The 23,842-nt window shown below is 69.7% G+C and carries 19 protein-coding genes; 2 read left to right on the top strand and 17 right to left on the bottom strand.

What is annotated here, in order from left to right:
- Window position 1: 1 nt before the first annotated feature.
- From ACIA75_RS22285 to ACIA75_RS22230, 12 genes are all read right to left on the bottom strand, one after another.
- Window positions 2-1,204: a glycosyltransferase gene (locus ACIA75_RS22285; RefSeq protein ID WP_397106942.1), complete on the bottom strand. Its 1,203-nt coding sequence runs from the start codon at window positions 1,202-1,204 to the stop codon at window positions 2-4.
- 128 nt (window positions 1,205-1,332) lie between these two features.
- Window positions 1,333-2,664, bottom strand: a complete 1,332-nt coding sequence (locus tag ACIA75_RS22280) for a glutamate-1-semialdehyde 2,1-aminomutase (protein ID WP_397106940.1) — start codon at window positions 2,662-2,664, stop codon at window positions 1,333-1,335.
- A 21-nt stretch (window positions 2,665-2,685) separates the two neighbouring features.
- Window positions 2,686-3,243, bottom strand: a complete 558-nt coding sequence (locus ACIA75_RS22275) for a YdcF family protein (protein ID WP_397106938.1) — start codon at window positions 3,241-3,243, stop codon at window positions 2,686-2,688.
- A gap of 2 nt (window positions 3,244-3,245) precedes the next feature.
- On the bottom strand, window positions 3,246-4,631 hold the full coding sequence (locus ACIA75_RS22270; protein ID WP_397106936.1) for a glycosyl hydrolase family 28-related protein: 1,386 nt from the start codon (window positions 4,629-4,631) through the stop codon (window positions 3,246-3,248).
- Window positions 4,628-6,088, bottom strand: a complete 1,461-nt coding sequence (locus ACIA75_RS22265) for a hypothetical protein (RefSeq protein ID WP_397106934.1) — start codon at window positions 6,086-6,088, stop codon at window positions 4,628-4,630. Before ACIA75_RS22265 ends, ACIA75_RS22270 begins: the two co-directional genes overlap by 4 nt.
- On the bottom strand, window positions 6,085-7,515 hold the full coding sequence (locus ACIA75_RS22260) for a hypothetical protein (protein WP_397106932.1): 1,431 nt from the start codon (window positions 7,513-7,515) through the stop codon (window positions 6,085-6,087). The genes ACIA75_RS22265 and ACIA75_RS22260 overlap by 4 nt, the downstream gene beginning before the upstream one ends.
- Before the next feature lie 24 nt (window positions 7,516-7,539).
- A complete protein-coding gene (locus ACIA75_RS22255; RefSeq protein ID WP_397106930.1) occupies window positions 7,540-8,544 on the bottom strand; it encodes a glycosyltransferase in 1,005 nt (334 codons plus the stop codon).
- Window positions 8,541-10,016, bottom strand: coding sequence for a lipopolysaccharide biosynthesis protein (locus tag ACIA75_RS22250; RefSeq protein WP_397106928.1), 1,476 nt, complete (start codon window positions 10,014-10,016; stop codon window positions 8,541-8,543). The genes ACIA75_RS22255 and ACIA75_RS22250 overlap by 4 nt, the downstream gene beginning before the upstream one ends.
- Entirely contained in the window at window positions 10,013-11,167 is a 1,155-nt protein-coding gene (locus tag ACIA75_RS22245; RefSeq protein ID WP_397106926.1) for a glycosyltransferase family 4 protein, read from the bottom strand. The genes ACIA75_RS22250 and ACIA75_RS22245 overlap by 4 nt, the downstream gene beginning before the upstream one ends.
- A complete protein-coding gene (locus ACIA75_RS22240; RefSeq protein ID WP_397107988.1) occupies window positions 11,164-12,222 on the bottom strand; it encodes a glycosyltransferase family 4 protein in 1,059 nt (352 codons plus the stop codon). The genes ACIA75_RS22245 and ACIA75_RS22240 overlap by 4 nt, the downstream gene beginning before the upstream one ends.
- A 29-nt stretch (window positions 12,223-12,251) precedes the next feature.
- Entirely contained in the window at window positions 12,252-13,088 is an 837-nt protein-coding gene (locus ACIA75_RS22235) for a glycosyltransferase family 2 protein (protein ID WP_397106924.1), read from the bottom strand.
- A gap of 124 nt (window positions 13,089-13,212) precedes the next feature.
- The gene (locus ACIA75_RS22230) at window positions 13,213-14,376 is read right to left on the bottom strand and encodes a class I SAM-dependent methyltransferase (protein ID WP_397106922.1); all 1,164 of its coding nucleotides are present in this window, start codon (window positions 14,374-14,376) and stop codon (window positions 13,213-13,215) included.
- A 14-nt stretch (window positions 14,377-14,390) separates the two neighbouring features.
- On the opposite strand from ACIA75_RS22230, the gene rfbC reads away from it, so the two are divergent.
- Window positions 14,391-14,957, top strand: a complete 567-nt coding sequence (rfbC, locus tag ACIA75_RS22225) for a dTDP-4-dehydrorhamnose 3,5-epimerase (RefSeq protein ID WP_397106920.1) — start codon at window positions 14,391-14,393, stop codon at window positions 14,955-14,957.
- Here rfbC and ACIA75_RS22220 read toward each other — a convergent pair.
- From ACIA75_RS22220 to ACIA75_RS22205, 4 genes are read right to left on the bottom strand one after another with little or no spacing between them, the layout of a single operon-like run.
- On the bottom strand, window positions 14,941-15,969 hold the full coding sequence (locus ACIA75_RS22220) for an NAD-dependent epimerase/dehydratase family protein (RefSeq protein ID WP_397106918.1): 1,029 nt from the start codon (window positions 15,967-15,969) through the stop codon (window positions 14,941-14,943). The genes rfbC and ACIA75_RS22220 overlap by 17 nt on opposite strands.
- 3 nt (window positions 15,970-15,972) lie before the next feature.
- Window positions 15,973-16,623 (bottom strand): PIG-L deacetylase family protein, encoded by a 651-nt coding sequence (locus tag ACIA75_RS22215; protein WP_397106916.1) that lies wholly within the window; start codon window positions 16,621-16,623, stop codon window positions 15,973-15,975.
- Window positions 16,620-17,402: a sugar phosphate nucleotidyltransferase gene (locus ACIA75_RS22210; RefSeq protein WP_397106914.1), complete on the bottom strand. Its 783-nt coding sequence runs from the start codon at window positions 17,400-17,402 to the stop codon at window positions 16,620-16,622. Before ACIA75_RS22210 ends, ACIA75_RS22215 begins: the two co-directional genes overlap by 4 nt.
- Window positions 17,399-18,646 carry a class I SAM-dependent methyltransferase gene (locus tag ACIA75_RS22205; RefSeq protein WP_397106911.1) on the bottom strand — a complete coding sequence of 416 codons (1,248 nt, stop codon included), beginning with the start codon at window positions 18,644-18,646 and terminating at the stop codon, window positions 17,399-17,401. The genes ACIA75_RS22210 and ACIA75_RS22205 overlap by 4 nt, the downstream gene beginning before the upstream one ends.
- A gap of 419 nt (window positions 18,647-19,065) precedes the next feature.
- On the opposite strand from ACIA75_RS22205, the gene ACIA75_RS22200 reads away from it, so the two are divergent.
- Complete coding sequence (locus tag ACIA75_RS22200) at window positions 19,066-20,574, top strand: sugar transferase (protein WP_397106909.1); 1,509 nt, start codon at window positions 19,066-19,068, stop codon at window positions 20,572-20,574.
- A gap of 9 nt (window positions 20,575-20,583) precedes the next feature.
- On the opposite strand, the gene ACIA75_RS22195 is transcribed toward ACIA75_RS22200, so the two are convergent.
- Complete coding sequence (locus ACIA75_RS22195) at window positions 20,584-23,835, bottom strand: arabinosyltransferase domain-containing protein (protein WP_397107986.1); 3,252 nt, start codon at window positions 23,833-23,835, stop codon at window positions 20,584-20,586.
- Window positions 23,836-23,842 lie beyond the last annotated feature (7 nt).

Below are 23,842 nucleotides of genomic sequence, written 5' to 3'. Positions count from 1 at the left end.
CTCAGGCGTTCGCCGCCGGCGACGGGATCGTGTTGTGCAGCACCTCGGCGACGACGTCCGCCATGCGAGCCCGGAACATGTCCGGGCCGAAGGATTGCGCATGGGACCTGATCCGGGCGGGATCGAGGTCGGTGGTGCCCGGATCGCGGAGGGCGGCGGCAAAGCCGGTGATCACGTTCTCGTCGGAGCCGAAGGGAATATGGGCACCGCTGAGGCCCGGCTGAACGGTGTCGAGGGCGCCGCCCGCGCCGACCGCGAGCACGGGAGCGCCGCATGCCATCGCTTCCACCGGCACGATGCCGAAATCCTCCACACCGGGCATGAGCAGGGCCCGGCAGCGGCGGTACAGATCGACCAGCACCGCGTCGGAAGCGGCTCCCAGGAAATGGGTTTCCGGTCCGGCGAGCGTTTCCAGCCGCCGCCGGTCGCGGCCGCCGCCGAGTATCACCAGCCGCATTCCCGCGCGCTGAGCTATGCGAATGGCCAGGTCGGCGCGTTTGTACGGGACGAGCCGTCCGGCGAAGAGCAGGAAATCCTCGCGCGGCACCGCGGGGCCGAGGGTGAAGCGGTCGAGCCGGACCGGTGGGGTCACCACGGTGGCCGGTATGCCCCACCAGTTCCGGACACGGGCGGCGACCGCGCGGGAATTCGCGACCACGGCGGTGAGCTGCGGTGCGGCGGCGAGTTCGGTGCGGCGGGCGAGTGTGCCGAGTGCGGTCAGGGCGGCGCGGCCGGCCGCACTGTTCGCCTCCTGAGCGCGGAAGGCGGGTTCCCATGCCCAGCGGGCCGGGCTGTGCACGTAGGCGATCACCGGTGCGTCGGTGGCGAACACCGCCTGGGTCGCGAAGGCGTGATGGCTCACCACCACTGCGTCGAATCGGTCCCGCAGCGGCAGCCGCCGCAGGGCACGCGGAACGAGCGGTAGCAGCGGGGCGTGCGAGCGTCGGCCGGTAGCGGTGTAGGCGCGGGAGAGCCAGGTTCCGGTGATGGTGTCCCACGGTGGATACGCGAACTCCGGGGCGGCGGCGGGGTCGACGATCGGCGCGAACACCCGGGCCTGCGGCCAAGTGCGGGCGAGCTCACCGGCCACCGCTTCAGAGCCACCGTATTCGGTGAACCGTTCGTGCACGATCGCGATCCGTGCCCCGGAGCCGTGGAGCGCGGACGGTCCGTCGACGCGGCGCGCGGTGGGCGGTGTGTTCATGGCAGGAGCTCCTCGAACCGGTGTGGAGTCGGCGGTGTGTTCATGGTCCGACCCCCGCGGCCCGGCGTGGGGGTCGTCGGTGGATTCACGGCAGACCTTCCCAGCCTGGTGTGGAGTCAGTGGTGGGTTCACCGCACGACCTCCGGGAGCCGGCGCGGCGCGGCATACGGGCGAAGGGCGGGAGCGACTGGTCGCCCGGCGAGCAGACCTTGTACCGTGCCCTGTTCGAGGGCCTTCCGGTAGACCTCCGCGGCGCCACGGCAGGCTTCGATCGTCCGGTCGATATCGCGGTTCGTATGTGCGGCGGAGGTAACGAAGGACTGTCCGAGGACGCTGCGGCGCAACAGTTCCTGCAGGAACAGAGTGCGGAATTCCTGCGACGGCGTGCCCTTCGGGTCGAGGGTCTGGAACAGCAGGCACGACGGGCGGCCCGCGATGCGGAGGCGGTCGGCGATCCCGAGTTCGGCGGTGATGTCCTGGAAACCGGCGCGCAGCCGGCGGCCGGCCCGCTCCATACGGGCGATCGGGTCGGTGGTCGCGTAGGCGTGCACCACCGCGCGGAAGGCCGCCAGGGACCCGGATTCCGGGCCGTGGGTGGTGGACAGCAGGAACACCCGGGCGGCGTCGGTGCGCAGGCCGCCGAGCTCGAGGTATTCGCGCCGCCCGGCGAGCGCGGCGATCGGGAATCCGTTGCCCATCGCTTTGCCCCAGCAGGAGAGGTCGGGCGTCACCCCGTAGACCCGTTGCGCGCCGCCGGAGGACCAGCGGAATCCCGTGATCATCTCGTCGAAGACCAGTAGAGTCCCGTACCGGTCGCACAGTTCGCGGACGCCGGTGAGGTATCCGGGTGGCGGTTCCTGTAGCGCGGTCGCGGCCTCCATGATCACGCATGCCACCTCACGGCCGGACAGGAGCTGCTCCAGCGCAGGGAGATCGCCGTAGGGGAAGCGGACCGTCGGCTGGGCGGGAATCCCGGCCGGCATCTCGGTCGTCCCGATGAACCAGTCGTCGACCGAGAAGAACGGCTGCGCGCAGGCGGCGACGGTGGTCCGGCCGGTGACGGCGCGGGCGAGCCGTACCGCGGCGGTGGTGGTGTCCGATCCGTTCTTGGCGAATTTCACCATGTCCGCGCCCGGGACCAGCGCGAGAAAGTCTTCGGCGGCGGCCAGTTCCAGCATGGTGGGCCGGGAGAAGTTGACGCCGTCGGCGATCGCGGCACTCACCGCGTCGACGACCGGCCGGTAGCCGTGACCGAGCGTCACCGACCGCAACCCCATGCCGTACTCGATGAATTCGTTGCCGTCGCAATCGGTGACCCGGCATCCGTGCCCGCGCACCAGGACCGGCGCCATACCCTCCGGGTACTGGTCGGCGCCGCGGGCATAGGTGTGGGCCCCGCCGGGCACCAGTTCGTGCAGCCGTGCCTGGGCGCTGCCGCTCTGACCGAAATCGGTGATCACACTCGCTCCTGCGTTGGCCGGCTAACAGCCGGATTCGGTGAAGGCCTTCAGGTATCCGGCGCTCTGCCGCACATACATCCACGCCCGGAACGCCGGGCCGGTGGGGCTGGGACTGGCGACCAGGGTGAGTTCGCCGTCGAAACAGCGGTCGACGATGAAGCGGGCCCGCGAGATATGCGGGGTGAAGGTGACGACGATGATATGGCGCCAGTCACCCGCGATCGCCCGGCGGCGGATCTCCTGCGCCTCGCCGCGGGTGGTCCACGGCCGCGGCTCGAAACAGTCCACCCGGAACGGGTATTCGGTGCGGCAGTAGCGGTCCATCCGCGGATCGTCGAGGCCGGTGGAGGCGGCGATGAGCAGCTCCGGCGCCCACCGCTGCCGGGCCAGCTCCAGCCCGAGATCGAACCGTTCGTACGGGGTGCCGCCGAGGACCACGATGGCGTCGGCCGGGCGCAGCGGGTCGGTTTGCGGAGCGACGAAGACCGGCCATCCGGCGATGCCCGCGAGTGCTGTCGCGATCAGGCTCGCTATCGCCGTGCGCCACCTCCGTGGCGTATTCCGTGACTGCCGGTCCATCGTCAGCGATCCGGCCGGTCCCGGCCCAGAGGTGCGGTGCGCAGCGCACCGTCGGGCGCGACCACGAGCCGCCAGTAACCGCCCTCCGGATCCTTGAGCACCACACCGGCGTCGGCGTGATCGGACAGCCAGGCACCGCTGGCCAGTACCGACGCCAGCCCGGCCCCGTCGGCGGTGGTGGCCCGCAGGATTTCCTCGGTGCCGCCGGCGCGGGCGGTGATGGTACCGGTGAACGTCGGCCGGTAGGTCTGGCCGCGGCCGGTGACCTGCCAGTGCCGCGGGAACACCGCCGGCCCGATCTCGGTGTCCGCGCCGGAGATCAGATTGACGGCGATCCCTTCGGGGCAGCCGGCCTCGTCGATCCGGAGCTCGATCGGCCGGCTGCCGGGGTCGGCGTCGAAGGCGATATTCGCCAGATACGGCTGCCGGCAATAGACCAGGTCGATATCGCAGGATCGCGCCGCGACCTTGCAGTTCACCATCCCGAACTGCGAGGGACCGCCCACTCCGGCGGTACCCACCTGGACCGCGACCTCGGCGCCCTCGAACCAGACGTTGGTGAGCCACCAGTTGTTGGCGGCGCCGTCGATCAGCAGATGCCGATCGGTGGTTCCCGGATCGGTATCGGAGACGAATTCGACATTGGTGAGCGCCAGCCCGGCATTGTGGTCGTTACCGGTACCGAGGACGCCGACGCGGTTACCGGCGAACTTCGACGAGGTGACGTAGTTCTGGATACAGGAGGTCGACAGGCCGACCCCGAAATTGTTGATATCGCAGTCGATGAACGAAGTCCCACCGGTATTGCCCTCCAGCACGACGCCCCGCTGACCGAGGTAACGGGGGTGGTTGTCACCGAGATGGTTCCCGCGCAGCAGCACCGAGTCGAAACTGCAGCGGAAACACTGTGCCAGCCGCACCGCCGTCGCCGTCGGCCCGGTGAGGAAGAAACCCAGCCGCGCGAAGCGGATGCGCTGTTTGCCCGCGAGATCGATCAGGGTGGTGTCCTGATCGCAGAACACCGTGGTGGCATCGGCGCCGTCACCGTAGACGACGGCGAAATCGGGCAGGTCGGGCCAGGCGGTGATCCGGTACTCGCCGGCCGGCAGGTACACCACCGGTGGCGGGCCGTCGGTACGGCAGGCGGCGGCCAGCGCCTCGGTGTCATCGGCCACGCCGTCGCCGCGTGCACCGAACGCACGGACATCCCGGACGGTGGCGGAGAGCACACCGGTGGGTATCGGGACCGGCGCGGGTTCCGGTCCGGAAGCGACCAGCGGCGCCGCGACCGCCGCGATACCCGCGGCGCCGAGACCGGCGGCGAACAGGTCACGGCGCTGGAGCCGCCGCCCGGGCCGGGCCGTTTCGTCGGAGTGTGACCCGTTCACGAACGCCGCCACCGGCCTCGCCGGGATACCGCCACCATGCCGGCGATCGTGGCATCCGCACCGGTCAGCGTGGTGAGTGCGGTGGCGACCCGGTCGCCGCGGTCGGAGCCCAGCAGTACGACACCCACCGTTCCCGCGCATTTCGGCGCCACCGCCGGGGCGTCCGCGACGTCGACGTCGACGACGACGCGATCGAAACGGGCCGCGGCCTCGGTGAGGACGGCCTCGAAACGGGCGGAGGCCAGCAGATCCGGCGTGTGCTCGTCGGCTGCGCCGAGCGGTAGGACGGTGACCGATTTCGCCGGCCACGGAACGAAGACCTCGTCGAGGCGCGCGTCCTCGCGCAACACCGCGGCCAGTCCCTCCGCCGCGCGCGGCCCGGTCGACTCGGGGACGGGAGCCGCGGATGCCGGTGGATCGAGCGGAACACCTCGGCCCGCACGCAGATCCAGTTTGACCGTGGGCGGATCGAAGATCTCGCCGCGGACAGCGGCCGCGGTACGGCCGGAGGCGGCGGCCACCAGTTCGCGCCCCGGCTTCTCCGTGCGCACCGGCCAGTCGGTGGCCGCCGGCGGCAGCACGAGTGATTCGGGCAGCAGCGCGGAGACACCGTCTCCGCCGGTGTTCGCGTCGATCACCAGGACGCGGGCGCCGGTCGCACCGAATGCGGAGGCCAGGCCCAGGACGAGTGCCGGTTCGGCGCGCCCGCCCATCCGGGTCAGCACGATCCGTTGCTCCCGCGGCAGTCGCGCCCGGACCGACCTGAGCCCGTCCGGTTCGTGACCGGTGCCGAGCGCGACGGTGCCCAGCACGGGGTGTCCGAGCGCCGCGAGATCGGCCACGGTGCGGACCTTCTTGTCCGACCGGTCCAGCAGATAGGCGGCGAACGCGCCGAGCAGCAGCCCGGCCAGCGCGCCCACCGCGAGCAGCCGGGCCCCGCCCGACCCGTTCGCCCCGGCCGGGACCTGTGCCGCGTCGACCACGGCGACCCGGGCCGCCGGAGCCGCGGTGACCTCGATGGTCTCCAGTTCGTCGACCAGCGCCCGGAACTGGGCGACCACCTGTTCGGCGATCATGCGACTGGTCTCTGGGTTCTCATCGGTGACCGAAACACGCAGCAACGAGGTTGCGGGCGGGGTATCGGCGGTGATCGCGGCGCGGAGTTCTTCCCGGTCCGTGGCGAGTCCGAGCTGGCCGATCACCCGGTCCACGACACGATCGCTGGTGACCAGCTCCAGGTACGACCGCACCCGTTGCTGGGCGGCCAGACCACCCTGATAGGAGTCGGCCACCGAGGTGCCGGTCGCCATCGATATGTACATCGTGCTGGTGGCCGTATAGGTCTTCGGCGTCGAATCCACCTGGAACGCCGCAAGTCCCAGTCCGAGCACCAGGCCCGCGAGCAGCACCGCCCAGTAGCGGCGCAGCAGGCGCAGGTAATCGGGCAGTTCCATCATTGTCGTCCTTCGCTTCCCACACTCACCCCGGCCGGTGCCGCCCGCGGCCCGGCCGGTAATTCCCGATCACGTTCGCCGTACCGCTGTCCGGGCGGTCCGTGTGTACGCCGCCAGTGGCCGACGAGTAGGCGCACCAGCCAGGCCAGCATCACGACCTGCAGATATTTGCCGAGAGTTTCGGCGCTACCGAGCATTCCGCGTTCGAAGACCACCGGGACCTCGATCAAGGCGATCCCGAACAGCACCGGCACCAGATGCCGCGAGTACAGGGTGCGCGCCCACCCCACCAGCACCACCGCGGTGAACGCGACTCCGACCACCACACCGGTCCAGCCGCCGATCACATACCCCTCGCTGACATTGCCCTCGGCCAGGGAGACCGACACCTGACTCATATCGACCGAGGCGCCGCGTACCTCGGCGGCCCACGCGGTACCGGCGTGCAGCTTCTCCTCGGCCAGCAACTGGGCCGGTATCGCGCTGCGGGCCAGATGCGCGACCACCTCGCCGGGACCGAGCCAGGAACTCGGGCCCACGTAATAGGCATCCGTCGCGGCCTCGAGCAGGTCGAAACGCCGCAGCAGACTGAGGAAGGGGCGTACCGCCTCCGGGTAGGCACCGTCGACGGCCGCGGCCTCCGCGCGCAGATGCGGCGAGGTCTTCAAGGACTGCAACCAGTCGAATCCCGCGATACCGGCCACCGATACGGCGCCGATACCGGCCACTTTCGCCCGCGTCCAGCCGGTGAGCGCGAACCGCACCGCGACCGCCAGCGCCGCTCCGAGGATCGGTGTCTTCGATTCGGTCGCGGTGGTCCACCAGAGTTCGCCCGCGATGAGGACACCCAGCACCGCGAGCGTGCCGGATTGCCGTGGCGGCCGGACGAAAACGATCACGCCGACCGCGCCGAGGGTGGCGGGCATGGTGAGCAGGCTCAGCACCGGCGAGGCGCTCTGCACATCACCGGCATTCCCGGCGGCGCCGGTGGCCACGCTGAGCAGCCGGGCGCCGGTGCCCAGCAGGTACAGCACCCACAGGGTGCCGAGCAGATCCGGGTCACCGGCCAGCGGGGCGCGCGCGGGCCGGGGCCGGCGCCGGGACCACAGCACGTAGCCGAGGAGGATCAGGGCGTAGACGGTGAGGCCGAACGCCACCGGCCGTAACGCCGCCTCGATACCCACGTCGTAGCCGATCTCGGCCAGCCGCGGATCGGCGATATTGTCGCCGAACCGCGGTTCCGGGCGCACCGTCAGCAACACCAGCGGGCGCGCGATGTACGACATCGCCCAGTAGACCGCCTGCGCGACGAGCAGGACCCGCAGGACGCCGTGGGTCAGCAGTGCCGCCACCAGCATGGTCGCCAGCGCGGCCACGATCACGAGCAGGGCCGTGTTCGAGAGAATCAGGGGCAGAGCCCGGGTCAGCATCGCGCCGGTCCTGTCCCGGCCGGTTCACGCCAGCGCACGCAGGATCTCCCTTGCCCGGTCGGTGTAGGTGTGACCACCCTCGACGATCCGCCGGTGCCCGGCCTCCGCGGTCTTGGCCGCCTGGTCCGGGTACAGCGCGCAGCGGTCCAGGATCTCGTCGAGTTCGTCGCGGCTGGAGAACAGGAAGGCTTCGGTGCCGTCGTCGAGCAATTCGGCGTGCTCGTCGGTGCGTTCGCCGACGAACAGCCCGCCCGCGGCGGGCACCTCGAACGTGCGGCAGGTGTGGGTATCGCGGTTACCCGAATTGAGCAGTACGAGATTGGCCGTCACCGAGGCCACCGCGATCGCGAAATCCTCGCCGTACACCGGGCCGGTGACCGCGGCGCGGGTGGTGCGCAGCTGCCGCACCCGGCGCCAGCCCGGTCCGCTGACCAGGAGTTGCGCCCCGTAGGTGCGAGCCAGCGACACCATACCGGGGCGGCGGTCCGGCCGGCAGGCACCGATGAAGCCGACCAGGAACCGGCGGGTACTGCGCCGGGCGGCGAGATGATGCCAGGCCGGGTCGTAGGCGCTGCGCACGAACAGTGTCCGCCGCACACCGCGTTCGGCGAGTTCGGGCACATTGTGCCGTTTGGTGGTCACCACCATGTCCCATTCCGGTTCGTGTGCCAGGTAGTCCGCGGTGGTGTTCGCCGGGTTCGACACATCGTCGGGGCTGTAGTGCACGTGCAGCCCGGCCGGGATCTCCAGCAACCGGGACTGATCCAGATAAACCGATTTGAAGCCGAACACGACATCCGGGTGCAGCTCCGCGGCGGCACGCTCCAGCCGGGTATGGATCCGGTCGACCGTCCACGGCGACCGCTGCGCACCGGTTTTCGCGTACAGCCACGACGGGGACAGCCGCGGCGGCAGGGTCACCGGCGTGGAATCGACCACCATGACCTCGTGCCCGAGCCGGCGGAAACCCTCGGCAAGCGAACGGGCATTGCTGCCGAGCCAATCGTCGCCGACGAACAGAATTTTCATCGCGTTCCTCTTTCACCCTTGCCGGCGGGCAGTGTCGCGTCCGGTGCGGTCTGCGCCGCGCGTTCCCGGACGATCAGTGCGCGCATCCGCGCGAGATACCAGAGCGCCACCGCGAATTCGGCGGCCACGATGCCGCCCGCGAGCGTCCACACCGAATGCGTCCGCATCGTGATCAGCAGCGCGCAACCGGCTACGGCGGTACCGACGGCGGAGCCGATCAGCACGCCGAGGGTGTCCTGGCGGACGGGCAGGATCGCCGTCGTCACGAAGGAGGTCACCGTAGTGGCGGGCAGGATCAGCGCCTCCAGTCGCAGCACGCCGACCGCACCGCCGAACTCGTCGCCGAACACCAGCGGCACGACCAGCGGCGCGGCCACCCACAACGCCGCGGCGGCCACTCCCGCCAACGCGACACAGACCGCCAGGGAGCGTAGTGCCGACGGCCAGAAGCCCTGGCCCCCGTTACGTTTCGCCAGCCGCGGCAACAGCGCGAAACCGATCGGGTCGAGCAGCGACTGCACCGCCCGCACCAGCCGGTCCGACGCCGAGAACAACCCGAGCGACACCGCGTTGAGCACCGCGCCGTACACCGCTGCCGAGCCCTGCCCGTAACTGGTGACCAGGAACCGGCCGCTCACCACCGGCAGGGCGGCCCGGATCAGCTTCCACGCCCCGCGCGGTGGTCCCGGCACGCCGAACTCCCGCCAGGTATCCCACCAGGTGAGCGCCAGACTGATCACCGAAGAAATGAGCAGGCACAGCAACGCCATCGCCGCCGTCGGGAAACGCGGCAGCAGAGTCAGCAGCAGCGCCAGATAGCCGACCCGCGCGATCGACTGGTACAGCGTGGACGCGCCGAACCTGCCCTGCCCGATCAGGACCCAGTCCTCCGACATCGACCAGAAACCGCCGACGAACAGTCCCAGCAGCACCATCGTAAGGTATTCCGGCGCCGCGGTGGCCGCGGCCGCCCCCAGGGCCACCCCGAGTGTTCCCAGCATTCCGCCGCGTATCGCCAGATAGGTACCGCGAGTGTGGTTCACGACCTCGCGGTCCAGACCCGACTCCTGGAGCCGGGCGGCGAGATAGGAAGTGATGCCGAGATCCACGACCAGCGAGCCGAGGAAGTAGGCCGACATGCCGATGGCCAGTAGGCCCATCCCGGAGGCGCCGAGCAGGCGCGCGATGAGCGGCAGGGTCGCCACGGTCACCAGGTACTGGCCGTACTTGCCGAAACTGACGTAGGCGATATCGCGCACCACGGTCACCAGTTCGCGCCGGCGCGAGGTCGCGGTCCGCGGCCGGTCGGGAACCGCGGTGACGACCGGGAGTTTCTCGGTCGGCCAGTCGGCGAATGCCGGGATGATTTCGGTCGGCAGGTCGTAGTCGGGAACCCGCAACCCGTCCAGCGAGACGGGATAGTGGCGGGCGACGAGGCGAATGGGGATGGTGTTCTGGCCGGGCAGGTTCATCGCGGGGTCACCGGTTTCCGTCCGGTGACCCGCTCGAGCAGTCCGGTGACAGCCCGTGCCGTCGCCGCGATCGTGAAGTCGCCGGCGCGTTCCCGGGCCGCCGCACCCAACCGGGTGCGCAATGCGGGATCGGCGACGAGCCGGTCCAGCGCGGCCGCGAGCGCGACCGGGTCGCCCGGTGGTACCAGCACACCGTCCACCTCCGGCCGGATGATCTCGGTGGGACCGCCCGCGCCGGCGGCCACGACGGCGCAGCCCGCGGCCATCGCCTCCACCACGACCTGCCCGAACGGTTCGGTGAGCACCGAGCAGTGCACCGCGATATCGGCCTGCGCGAAATACGGGGCGGGATTGTCGATATGACCGGTGAATTCGACGGGCAGCCCGAGTTCGGCGGCGGTGCGCTCCAGTTCGACGCGGTACTCCTCTTCACCGAAGAACGCCCCGCCCACCAGGTGCACGACGCCGGGCCGGTAGCGCATCCGCGCGAGAGCGCGCAGCAGAACATCCTGACCCTTCCACGGTGCGAGTCGTCCGACCAGGGCGATCCGCACCCGGTCGGGGTCGCGCTGTGGTTCCCGTTCCGGGGCCGCGGTGGACTCGACGCCCGGATACGCGACCACAGCCGGCCGGCCCCTGGTGTAGAGGGTGTGCAGCGTGGACCGGCTGTTGGCGACGATGCCGTGCGCCGCCGTCCACCCGAGTACCCGCAGCGCGACCGCGAGTACGCGACCGAAGTATTCGCCGCTGACCCGGTCGTGTACCTGCCAGACAAGCGGTACGCCCGCGCGCCGCGCTGCGACGGCGCCGATCAGCAGCGCCTTGGTGCTCTGTGCGACGATCACGTCGGTGCCTTCCGCGCGCACGGTCACGCCGAGTCGCGCGCCCAGCCGCACCAGTTCCACGGCGCCGGCCAGCAGAATCCCCGGGCCTGAACCGGCGATGGTGAGCGATCGGCTGTCGAATTCGCCGCGGCATACGGTGACCGGAATCGCGCGTTCCCGCAGTCGGTCCACCAGCGGGCCGCCCGCGGTGAGCAGCATCGAGGCGTCCACCGCGCTGCCCCGCCGCAGCGCGGTCAGCAGCCGCAGCGTCGCCAGTTCGGCGCCGGACGGCGCGGCGGTATGGGAGAGGAAGACGGCGCGAATCATCCGGCCAGTTCCCGGTAGAGCGCAATGTGGCGGTCGGCGGCCGTGGACCAGGAAAAGGTTTCGGCATGGGCGCGGCACCGGTCCGGGCCGGGGACCGCGCCGTCCAGCGCCGCCACCAGCCGGGCGGCGAGTGCGTCCGGGTCACCGGCGGGAACGATCAGCGACCGATCCAGGCCGTTCACCGAATCGGGGAGGCCGCCGCATGCGGTGACGACCGGCGCTCGGCCCGCCGCCAGCGATTCCAACGCGATGAGACCGAAGCCTTCCAGCGCCACCGAGGGCACCACGGTGAGTGCGGACCGCGTGTACCAGCCGGTGAGTTCGGTATCGGTGGTATGCCCTGTGAACTCGACACTCGCGCCGAACGGCGCGGCTTGCGCGCGTAACGCGCCCTCGGCCGTCCCGGTCCCGACGAGGACCAGGCGGGCCTCTGGATGCGCGGCGCGTACGGCGGGCCAGGCGCGCAGTAGCACATCGATACCCATCCGATGTTCGAGCCGCCGCACACACAACACGACCGGCGGGCCCGACGCCGGCGGGGGAGTGGCCCGGAAACGGCTCAGGTCGACGCCCGGGGCGATCACCGTCACCGCGTCCGGGGCCACGCGGTAGTCCTGTACCAGCAGATCCCGGAAGTGCTCGGACAGCACCACGAATCGGTCGGCGGGCCGCGCGCGCAGCCGTTCCACCACGTACTTCGCCCGGGCGACGAGCGGGCTGCCGCCGGCCCATCGGCTCTCCGCCGCCCACGGACCGTGGAAATGCACCACCAGGCGCCTCCGGTCCCGCCGCCCACGCGCCGGAGGCCCGTACAGCGTGAAATGCCTGTCCAGTATCGAAGTCTCGCGTTCCGGCGAGTTATCCCGGAAGGCCGCGCGAGCGCGCCGCCAGGTGGAACCGCCGACAGGCCCCCAGGACAGCCCGCCGGGCGGTGGCGCACCGAATGCCGCGGCCGAGAGGCGGACTCCGGGGTGGTCGGCCAGGGCACCGAACAGGTCGGTGAAGTATCGGTTCAGCCCGCCGGGGGCCGAACCGAACCACTCCGAACCGGTCATATGTACTCGCGGCGCCGCCGCGGCGGCGGTCATCGGCCCGCTCCGATCCGGGCGCGGCGCCCCCGGCCCGCCCGGACCCGCAGCCGGTGCACTGCCGTGCGCGCCAGCCGCAGATCTCCGACCGCCACATCCAGCGGCGACAGCAGCAAGGGGCAGTCCCGGGCCAAGCGGTGATGGAAACGCAGGGTTTCGCTCAACTTGCTGAGCGTCGAGGTACGCGCGCACAGGTTGAAACTCGAGGCACGCCAGGCCGCCGCGACCTCGGTCAGCCCGAAGAACAACCCGAACTGCCCGACCCGCGCGAACAGGTCGACATCCATCGGGAACACCAGGTCGCCGCGCAGCCCGCCGACCCGGTCGAAATGTTCGCGCCGGAACATCGCCGCCGCGGTGGGACCGAAATCCGCGGGTCCGCGCCGCACGATGGTACGGGCCAGGGTTTGCGCGGTCCGCACGCCGTCCAGGCCCGGCAGGCCGAGGCCGGTCTCCACCAGGGCGCCCGCCTCGTCGATCACCTGGAAGCGGCTGGAGCTGATCGCGAAAGCGGGATCGGCCATCACCTCGAGCTGCGCCGCCAGCGCGCCGGGCAGCAGGATGTCGTCGGCGCAGACCACTTTCACCAGGTCACCGGAGGACAGCCGGATCGCGCGATTCCAGTTGTCGCCGATGGCCAATACGGTCTCGTTACGTTCCACCCGCACTCGCGGGTCGGCGAAGGACGCGGCGATCTCACCGGTCCGGTCGGTGCTGGCGTTGTCGAGCACCAGCAATTCGAAGTCCACGTCCTGACTCAGGATCGAACGCAGCGTCTGCTCGAGCGTCCGCGCGGCCTCATAGGCGGGGACACAAACCGACACGCGGGCCACTGCCCATCCTTTCGATGAAAATGATGCGGAATACCGCGGAACCGAACACGAGTTGTCCGGGCTCGCCGGAATCGGCGAACCCGCTGCCACGCCGCACGGGTGTTCGTCGGCCGGCCGCCACGCGCTACCGGATGGGTCGCTCCCGCGCGTACCCGGCGGGTGTGTCGACGAGCCAGCGTCCGGCCAGCGCCGGAAACCGTTCGGACACCTCGTCCAGCAGATCCGGGACGGTCAGCAGCACCCGATCCGGCCGCGCCGCCAGCAGCTCCTCCGGCGCGATGATCGGCACATCCGTGCCCGGCATGCGCCGCCCCTGTTTCGCCGGTGCCGCGTCGGCGACACCCGCCAGCAGTTCCCGCCGGACCCCGGCCCGGCAGAAGAGCGCCACCGCGCGCGAGGCCGCGCCGTAGGCATACACCCGGGCGCCCCGCGCGGCCTCCGATTCCAGGGCGGCGCGCAGATTCCCGGCATGCCGGTCGGCCGCGCGCTGCAATCGCCGCAGCATCGCCGGATCGTCCATCCCGGCCTCGCGGGCCAGGATGCGCCGCACCGCCGCATCGGGTTCGGCGCGGCCGTGCACCGCCGCGAGCAGCACCGTGCCCCCGTACAGATCGAAATCCCAGGCGGTCACCACCGACATCCCGGCCGCCGCCAGCAGGTCCCGCAGCACTGCCAGCGTGTAGTACGCGAAATGACCGTGCCGCAGCGCATTCCATTGACACTGGGTCACGATGGTGTGCAGCGAATGGTATTGCAGCAGCAGCACACCCGCCGGCGCGGTCGCCGCGACCCGGCCGGCCACCGCCGCCCGCTGATCGCGTTCGTGCATGAGACCGAACGAATCCAGCACCACGTCGGCAGGGCCGCCGGCCGGAAGGAACCCGCGCGCCGCGAGAAGTTCCAGCCAGCTGCCACCGTGCGGACTGGCGAACTCGCATATCGTCCGCCCCCGCAGCAGACCGGCCGCCGCCACCTGCCGCACCGCGTCGGCGGCCTGATCCCGCAGCGCGCGCGGTTCCACTCCGCGTGGTTCAGCGGTGGCCGTATCGTCCTGAGCCAGTTGCGCCAGTCCGCAACCGCGGCATACCACCATCGCCAGTGGATGCGCTGTTTCACCCGGCTGCGGCGGATCGGTGACCAGGGGGAAATGGTCGGCCGCCGGCATCGGGCCGAGGTCGAGAACCGGCACCGAGACCTCGTGGCGGCAGGCCCTGCAGCCCGGCGGGTCGGCCGGCGGCCGGTTCGGTGCGCGCAGGAGCGCCGCCCCCGGATGGGGTACGCCGCTCATGACACGATCACCCGGTGCGAATCGACGAAACGGAGCTCGCCGATGTGCTGCTCCTGGTGCCCGAACCCTTCCGCGACGCCCGTGGCCTGTTCACCCGTACCTTCGACGCCGAAATCTTCGACGCCCGTACCGACCCGGGCGCGGCCGCGACGTTCGTGCAGGATTCGCAGTCGCGGTCGGCGCGCGGCGTGGTCCGCGGGATGCACGGCCGCGGCGGCCGCGGCGAAGCGAAGCTGGTGCGCTGCGCCCACGGCGCGGTCCACGACATCCTCGTGGATATCCGCCCCGGCTCGCCCACCTTCGGCCGCAGCCAGGCGTTCCTGCTGGACGACGACAGCTTCCGGCACCTGTACGTGCCGCCGGGTTTCCTGCACGGATTCCAGGCCCTCACCGAAACCGCCGATGTCTGCTACCGCATCGACCGCCCGCACGATCCGGCCGAGGATCTCGCGGTCGCCCACGACGATCCGGATCTCGCGCTGACCTGGCCGCAGGACATCACCGTGATCTCGGCCCGTGACCGCGCTGCCGGCAGCTGGCGGGAACTGCTCGAATCCGCTCATTTCACACACCGGCCCTGACCCGCCGCAGCGTCGCGTCCACCGCACCCGATTCGCCCAGCTGCCGCAACCGCGCCAACCGGACGAACCGTCCCGAGAAGTCCGCCGCCGTCAGGCCACATGCGACGTATTCGGTGTACAGCTGCGCCGCGCCCGCGGCCACTGTCCAGCGTGCCGTGTAATCGAGGTCCCGTCGCGCCGCCCCGAAATCGACGCGATACGAACGCGGATCCGCGCCGGACTCGCCGGTGATCACCACCTCGGAACCGGGCACCGCCGCCGCCACCGCCTGCGCGATCTCGGCGACCGTGCAGTTGTTGGTCTCCGTGCCGATGTTGTAGGCCCGGCAGGATATCGCCGCGGCCGGTGCCTCCAGGCATACGGCGAAGGCTTCGGCAATATCCTCCGCATGCACCAGCGGTCGCCAGGGGGTGCCGTCGGAGAGCACCTTCACCACCCCGTCCAGGACGGCGTGGCCGACCAGATTGTTCAGCACGATATCGGCGCGTAGCCGCGGGGAGAACCCGAACGCGGTCGCGTTGCGCAGGAACACCGGCGCGAAATCCGCGTCCGCCAGCGTCACGAGATCGTCCTCCACCCGCACCTTGCTCTCCGCGTACGGTGTGATCGGCCGCAGCGGCGCCTGTTCGTCCACCAGCCCGTCCCCGGCCGCGCCGTATACCGAACAGGTAGACGCGTACAGGAACCGGCGGACCCCGGCATCCTTGGCCAATCGCGCCAGCCGCACCGACGCGCGATGGTTGATGTCATGGGTGATCTCCGGGATCAGCGCACCCAGCGGATCGTTCGAGAGCGCGGCCAGATGGATCACCGCGTCGACCCCGGTGAGCTGTCCGGCCGACACATCCCGCAGGTCGACGGTCAGCATCGGTGGATCCTGCGGCGGCGGGCCCAGGACACAGTCGGCGAACAAGCCGGTGTCCAGCCCGACCACATCGTGGCCGCGGGCACGCAGCACCGGAACCATCACGGTGCCGAGGTAGCCCTGGTGGCCGGTGACGAGAACGCGCATCGTTTACGCCCCTCCGAATTCGAGAACGGCTTTGCCCAGGTCGAACCCCTCCGCGTACGCGGCGTGGCACTGTACTCCGCGCAGGCGCGCCAGCCCCAGGAACGCCTCCTCGTCGAACCAGTCGCGGTGCGCCTGCGAGGGATAGCATTCGGCGAGCAGTCCGGCTTTCGCCCGGATGATCTCCGGTGTCACGGGATGCAGTACGGCCGGTCTGGGAGTGTCGGTTTCCCATTTGAGGATTTCGTAGCCGAGTACCATATGGTCCCGGAACTCCGTGGGCGCCAATTCCGCCAGCAGGCGATGGTCCTGATGGGCATCACCGGGCTGCGGGGCGAACACGATCTCGGGCTCGGTGCCGCGGCGGAACTCGGCGAGCGCGTCTTTCACCCGGGCCCAGTGCGCGGGGGCGCGCCCGTCCGGAATATCCAGCACCGTCAACTCCAGGTCGGCGGTGGCGCAGAAGGCGCGGAGCGCGGTCGCTTCCTCTTGCGCGCGTGCGGTGCCGCCGCCGGAGAGCACCAGGGCGCGCACCCGCAATCCGGGCTGCCGGCGGGCCAGCGTCAGCAGGGTCGCGCCCATACCGATGGCGATATCGTCGCAGTGTGCGCCGAGTAGCGCGATCTCGGTGAGCCGCGCGGGAGCGAGAGTGATCACGAGGCGGCCCCCTCCCACACCATCCACGGGCGATCGCCACGGTGGTACCCGGCGTCGAGTTCCGCGCGTTCTTTGAAGGTGTCGGCCGGTTTCCAGAACCCGTCGTGTTGATACCCGTACAGGCGGCCGGTCGCGGCCAGCGCCCCGCAGACATCCTCCACTAGATCCCCGCCCTCGGGCAGGTAGTCGAAAATCTCCTGGGTGAGCACGAAATAGCCGCCGTTCTCCCAGATCGGAAGCTTGCCGACCGGAGTGATCTGCTTGACCTCGCCGCCGGGCAGCACATCGACACAGTGGAACGAGGACTGCGGCGGCACGATCATCATCGACGCGGCCGCGCCGGAGGCCGTGAACTGGTCGATCATCCGGTTCAGCGGGGCATCGGTGAGCACATCGGAATAGTTCGCCAGGAATACCTGGTCATCGCCCAGGTAGGGACGCACCCGCCGCAGCCGTTCCCCGATGGCCGATTCGAGACCGGTGTCGACGAAGGTGATCGTCCAGTCCGCGATATCGGAATCCAGCAGCTCGACCTGCCCGTCCCGGATGACGAAATCGTTGGACATCGTCTCTTGGTAGGTGAGAAAGAAGTTCTTGATGTGGTGGGCCCCGTAGCCGAGGCAGAGGACGAATTCGGTATGCCCGTAATGCGCGTAATAGCGCATGACATGCCAGATCAGCGGTCGTGGACCCACCATCTGCATCGGTTTCGGCGGACTGTCGGCGTCCCCGCTGCGCATCCGCATTCCGTAGCCACCGCAGAACAAGACGACCTTCATTGCGCACCGACCTCCATCGGACTCGGTTCCACGACGCGCACGGTGGGCAGCGGCAGCACCAGCCGGCCACCCCAGGCGCCGATATACCGCAATTGCGCGGTGAGCTCGTCGGCCAGATTCCACGGCAGCACGACCACGTAATCCGGGCGGTCGGCGGCGATCCGCTCCGGCGGGTGGATCGGAATCCGGGTGCCCGGTGTGTAGCGGCCGTGCTTGTACGGATTGCGATCCACTGTGTATTCGAGCAGGTCGGGCCGGATTCCGCAGTAGTTCAGCAGGGTGTTTCCCTTACCGGGCGCTCCGTAGCCGACAACGCGCTTGCCGGCGGTTTTCTGGTCGATCAGGAAGCGGAGGAGGTCCCGGCGTATCGCTTCGGCCCGCTCGCGCAGCGGGAGATAGCCCTGCACCGAGTGCAATCCCGCGTCCGCCTCGACCGCCAGCAGGTGCGCGACCCGCGGTCCTGGTTCGGCCACGGCGGCGGGCCGCGCCCAGATGCGCAGGGAGCCGCCGTGGGTCGGCAGCGTCTCCGCATCCACCACCGTGAGCCCGGCCGTCGCCAGCGCACGCTGAGCGGAGGCGAGGGTGTAGTACTGGAAATGCTCGTGATAGATCGTGTCGAACTGCCCGTGGCGCACCAGATTCAGCGCATGATGCACCTCGACGGAGAGCCAGCCGTCGTCGGCGACCAGCGCCCGCAGGGCACGAGTGAAACCGCGCACGTCCGGGATGTGGGCGTAGACGTTGTTGGCCACCACCAGGTTCGCCGGGCCGTGTTCGGCACGGACGCGCTGCGCGGTGTCCTCGTCGAGAAAAGCGGTCAGGGTCGGCACCCCGGCCGCCCGGGCGGCCGCGCCGACGTTCTCGGCCGGCTCGATGCCGAGGCAGGGAATACCGGCCGCGACCACGGTGCGCAGCAGGTAACCGTCGTTACTCGCGACCTCAACTACGAACGAGTCGGGGTCCAAGGCGAACCGGGCGATCGCGGAATCGGCGAACTCCCGTGCATGCCGTACCCAACTGTCGGAGTACGAGGAGAAATACGCGTACTCGGTGAACGTCTCGGCCGGTGTGATCAGCGCCGGGATCTGCGCCAGCAGGCAGTCCGCGCACACCCGTAGATGGAGCGGGTAGGTGGTTTCGGGAAGGTTTAGCTGCTCCTCGGACAGGAAACTCTCGCAAGGTGGTGTCGCCCCCAGGTCCAGGACACCGGCCAGCCGGGACGAATCACACAGTCGACAACGCACTCGGGCTCCACTCGAACGATCACGGATATCGGCGGCGCCCCGCAGCTGCGAGAATTGGCTTCTCGCTTGCCGATCGACGGGAAAGTTAGCACCGATCCGGCGCAATTGCGACACGATCGCGGACGAATTTTTTCGCGGAGTGACCAATGGCATATCTTCAGCAAACTGCGTAACGATCGGCATCCGGGCGACGATTGTCAACGTCCGAAAACGTGCTTCACGCCTGTGCGGCAGGGAGTTCGGGATATTCCCGGTAGTGGGTCGGTTCCGTGCGCTTGTGCCGGAAGACGATCGGGGCAATACTTTCGCAACAGGTCGGCCCGGTTTCGATACGCCTTGCTGTTTTCGAGGCCGGACTTCCTTGAAAATAGCGTGCAATCCGGCCGTCGCGGAAGACGTCCGGAAGCGCGGACGGTTCGATGTGCAAGCGAGTGCGTTTCATGGTTCTGGATCTCCGGGGAGTCGGCGGTATCGTCGACCTGCACCTGCCGAATCCCGCTGACCGGGACTCCTGGCGCGCCGGGCATCTCCGCCGGCTCGCCGGCACCGACACCCTCGTGGTCACGGTGGCGGCCCTATCCGCGCACTGGGCCGGTATCACCGGCGCGGCCCCGGCCCCGGTATTCGACCCCCGTACCACCGCGCTCACGGTGGGGTTGGCTGCCGGGTGGTCGATAGTGCTGGGCTGGAACGGTTCTCGCTCCCCACATACCGTGGGCGCCGGCAGCAGCGAATATCGCCGGCTCGTCTCGGCCACCCTGCAGCTGTTCGGCGCCCTCGCGATCGCGTCATTGATCCTGCGGGTCGATATCGCGCAGCACTACCTGGTGGTCGCGCTACCGGTCGGTCTGCTCGGGCTGGTCGCCACCCGGGCGCTCTGGCGGGGCCATACTGCCCGGCGCCGGACCCGCGGCCGGTACCGGCGGTCCGTCCTCGTCGTCGGCGGTCCCGACGCCGCCCGGGCCATCGCCGCCGCCCTCTCCGAGCAGGATGCGTACGGCTACCACGTCGTGGGAGTGTGTACGCCCGCCGGCGCCGCACTCGCCGCACCGGCCACCCTCCGCGCCGGCCGCCGCGATATCCCCATCGTCGGGGACGACCGGTCGGTACGCAGTGCGGTCCGCCGTACCGGCGCCGACACCGTGGTGGTGATGGCCACCGATCGGCTGGGCCCGCGCGATATCCGGCGTCTCGCCTGGGATCTCGACGCGTTCGGCACCGATCTCATCGTCGCGCCCGGCGTCATGGACATCTCCGGCACCCGGATGTCGAATCAGGTGCTGGCCGGTATGCCGATGTTGCATATCGAACGCCCGCAATACGATCGGGCGCTGTCGTTCGGTAAAGCCGTTTTCGATATCTGCTTCGCCGCGCTGATCCTGCTGCTGATCTCGCCGGTACTGCTCGCTCTCGCGATCGCCGTCAAATCCACCAGCACCGGGCCGGTTTTCTACCTATCGGAGCGGATCGGTATGGACGGCAAGCCGTTCCGGATGGTGAAGTTCCGCAGTATGTACACCCGGGCCGACCGGGAAATGTCCGCGCTGATCACCGCGCACGGCGGCAACCCGCTGTTCTTCAAACTGAAGGACGACCCGCGCGTCACCCCCGTGGGGCGGTTCCTGCGCCGATACAGCCTCGACGAACTGCCCCAGTTCTTCAATGTGCTGCACCGGGATATGAGCGTGGTGGGACCACGACCCCAGGTGCGGCGGGAAGTCCACTCCTACGACGGGGTGATGCGCCGGCGGCTGCTCGTGCGGCCCGGTATCACCGGGCTCTGGCAGGTGAGCGGGCGCTCGGACCTGTCACCGGAAGAGTCGGTGGAATTCGATATCTCCTATGTCGAGAATTGGTCCATGCTGCTGGATCTGCGGATCATCGCGCGCACCCTGCGAGCCGTCCTCCAAGGGGCCGGAGCCTACTGAATCCGCCGGCTACCAGTCGACGTTGATCGGCCCCGGGCTCCACAGCCCGCCGTGGGTCTCCTGGGTGACCGCAGGCACGGCGGTACGAGCCGTGGGATCGACCGGGGTGAGCCGTTGCAACTGCCCCCAGTCATGGCTCCAATCGTCCTTCAGATAGGTGGCCAGGGTCTGCGAGCGCAGCAGTTGCCGGCTCCAGCCCAGCGGTCCGCCCCCGTCGTGGCTCTGCCACATCGAGGTGGTAGCGGAGGCCGGCCGGTCCGGCAGGATGCGCCAGCCGGGGGCCTGGGCGATCCCGTCCTTGTGGTCGTAGGGCCGCTGGCACGGGAACTGCAGGCCCACCGCCCAGTCCAGCAGTACCGGCTGCTGCGAGCCGATCAGTTCATTGATCGTCTGTGTCTGCGGGATTCGCGGCGGGGTGAGCGCCATCCACTGCTGCGGGTCGAGGGTCTGATCTTTGGCCTTGATCCGGACCACATCGGCCTGTTCCGGTATCTGGTCCAGCGGCACCCGAAGGTTCCGCCACGAGGGGGTGGGGCCGATATCGATGGGCATCACCTGGCCGAGTGTCCGGGCGCTGGTCGCCGATTCCGCGGTGCCGTATTCGATTTCGACCGGCTGGCCCGGCATCACCGAACCGTCCTGGGTCGCCGCGCGGAACCGGCCCGCCGCGGTGATCGCCATGATGCCCGAACGGTCCGCCGCATCGGGCAGGCGGTACCAGCCGGTGGTCAGGGAGGCGGCTTCCTGTTGCCCGGCGGTACCGAGCACCGGAGTGGTGGCGGACAGCCCGAAGGGGAGTGGCGCACCACCGGTCTGCGTCCGGGAGCTGCCGTCGGACCCCTCGTCGTCGAGGGCGTCGGCGATACTGCTCTCCTCATCCTTCGACTGATCGTCGTCGGAGGTCACGTTCGCGACTCCGTGCGGGACGAACCCGTCGGCCTCGCCGGCGAAAGTGCCGGCAGCGTCGCCGGACAGCGGGGCGAGCATCGAAGCATTCGGGTCGGATTCGACGAGCACATCGTTGGCCATCCCGCACGGTTCGCCCCGGACCGCATCGATATTCGAGCGGGCCAGCGAAAACGCCGGGTACTGCGTGGCGGCCGCGGTGGCGAACGAGCCCACCTGGAACATCACGATCACGGCCGCTGCCACCGTCAACGGCGGAATCTTGACCAGGCGCCAGGCGCGGGGCGAAACCCGGTGCGGGGTGCCCGGTTCCGGGGCCCGGACATGCCACCACGCGGCGAGCAGCAGGCACAGCACGGCGACGGTCAGGAAGATCTGGCTCATCCCGATACCGCCGATCGCCGGCGCCTCGTTCCACCACGGAATCCCGTGATCGGAGGCGTAGAACCATTTGTTCACGCCGGTGAATATCTGCGCCAGCGCCACCGCGACAACAGCCGCGAACAAGGCCCGGTAGCGCGGGGCCCGCATCACCTTCGGTCCGACGGCCACCGCGGTGACCACCGCGACCGCGCCCGCCAGCCCGGCGAAGACCCCGTTGTGGTGGGTGAACTTCGTCGGGACCGTCGCCATCAGCAGCATCGCGCCGAACGTGATCCCCAGCAGTCGTTTCGCCGGGCCCGGGGCGACGAACGGAATCCGGCCCCCTTTGCGCAGCATCACGAACGCGCAGACCAGCAGCCCGAGCCACATCGCGACCATCCCGAACCGGCGGCCGATCGAACCGTCGGCCGTGGGTGTGAACAACCGCTGATAGGCGACATAGTCGTCGTACCAGGGAATCGACGGGCCGACCTCGTTGTGCACGCGGGTCATCTCGAACATCGCCGATATCGGCTGGACCCCGAAGGCGAAAACCAGGACGAGCGTTCCGGCAGCGGCCAACGGGGCCAGCAGCGCACCGTAGGCCAGCATCCGGGCCGGCCGGTCGCGGCCGGTGGCCTCAGCGGTCATCCGGCGGGCGCGGGCGGTGGCGAACCGGACCACCGACCGTGCCCCGGCAGCCAGCGGCGCGAAGCAGATCACACCCGACGGCGCCGCGGTGAGGCTGAACGCGGCGATCGAAATGGCGATCGCATACGGCAGCAGTTTCCTCGTCGCGATCGCGCGTTCGACGAAGCACCAGGTGAGCAGCACGGCCACCGCGATCACCGGTTCCGGGCGCAAACCGTTGTTATAGGGCAGCCAGACCGCGAGGAATCCCAGTGCGCCGGTCCAGACGACGACTTTGTCGTGGCGCAATACGACCCCGAGCCGGGGTATCACCTCCCGGCTCAGCGCCAGCCAAGCGAGGAAACCGGCCAGCAGTGTCGGCAACCGCACCCATGGGCTGGCGATACCGAGTTCGGTCATATGGGCGATCACGTCGTAGGGCGGCGTGCCCACCGGGTTCTCGGGTACGCCGAAGAACCGGAAGTAGTTGGCCATATAGCCGGATGCCAGCGAGGTGCGGGCCATGCCGAACTGGTAGCCGTCGTCGGATGTCGTGGAACCGATGAAATGCCAGACCAGCAGAGTGGCGAGCACCACCGCGTCGACCCGGGCGAAGGTCCGCCAGCGCTGCGGCACCAGCCGCCGCACCCGCAATCCGGCGGAGCTGTCCAGCCGGAACAACGCCACCAGGGAGACCAGCGCGAACAGCACTGCCAGCACCGAGGCCGCCCGTTTGGTGAAGGTCGGTACCACCGAGAACCGGCTGTCGACCTCCGCGGTCACGGTCGTACCCGCCGAACCGGGCAGATCACTGAAGATGCCCACCACCTGCGGCCGGAAATCACCCTGCAGAATCACCGGTTGGACGTCGGTGCCGATCAGCTCCGCGGTGGTCGAGGAGCGGTCGGAGTGCACGGTGAGTGCGGCATCGCCGAGTTCCTCGACGGGCACACTGAACATCGACTGGCTGCGCAGCACCACCTCGAGGCGGGCGGCCTGGCCGTCCGCCGCGGGCTGGACCCGCGCAACGAATCCGTACTTCTCCAGGTCGGGCGCTTCCGCGGGCATGGTCGCCGTGGCCAGACCGCCGCGTTCGGTGAGTTGTTCCAGCGCTGCGCCGGGGATCGTGGCGTCGAAGGTGACCGGCGCATAGGAGACGAGCGGCGCGGCGATGCTGTCCGTGGAGCCCTGCTGGGGCCAGCTCAGTGTTGTTTTGTCCACGTGTACCGGCAACAGCGGTACCGCCAGGGCGAGCAGGGTGGCGAGCAGGCCGGCGACCAGCGCCACCGGCCTCGCCCATTGTCCGCGTGCGAGCCGGGTGGCCCGAGATTGCTCCGCGGGCGTCAGGTCCGCCCTCACCATGGTGTCG

This window comes from Nocardia sp. NPDC051750 (assembly GCF_044453135.1).
In the GTDB taxonomy this organism is placed as follows: Bacteria; Actinomycetota; Actinomycetes; order Mycobacteriales; family Mycobacteriaceae; genus Nocardia.
The sequence above is the reverse complement of the archived record's forward strand: the minus strand, read 5'-3'. Positions and strand labels throughout refer to the sequence as shown.